The organism is Oceanobacillus saliphilus (genome assembly GCF_023522835.1).
In the GTDB taxonomy this organism is placed as follows: Bacteria; Bacillota; Bacilli; order Bacillales; family Amphibacillaceae; genus Oceanobacillus; species Oceanobacillus saliphilus.
Genome location: NZ_JALCZU010000081.1, coordinates 1 through 279, shown reverse-complemented (window position 1 = coordinate 279; position 279 = coordinate 1). Strand labels below are relative to the sequence as shown.

Below are 279 nucleotides of genomic sequence, written 5' to 3'. Positions count from 1 at the left end.
CCCTTGTGGACCTTCTTGTGTCGTCGCAGATTAGATACAACGGAGAAATGGCGGCCACAGCCCTCGACATCGCAGGCGTATGCTAAAGACAAAGTTAGTATCCTTCGTATAGTTCAAGTTCAATAAGAAAATAAAACTTACGTTTCTCCCCAGTGTGGCTATACATATGGGTTTGAAGAGACGAAGGGCGCGTGAAGCGCTTATCGCAAACCTTGCATTTGTGCTTCTTTTGGGCGTTTGATGGCATCTTCGAGCTGAATTGGCCCATCATCGATTGAG

At 46.6% G+C, this 279-nt stretch carries 1 protein-coding gene; it reads right to left on the bottom strand.

Translation table 11 applies throughout. The features are described from left to right. Nucleotides 1–94 precede the first annotated feature (94 nt). Nucleotides 95–247, bottom strand: coding sequence for a C2H2-type zinc finger protein (locus MN204_RS21615; RefSeq protein ID WP_368858692.1), 153 nt, complete (start codon nt 245–247; stop codon nt 95–97). Nucleotides 248–279 lie beyond the last annotated feature (32 nt).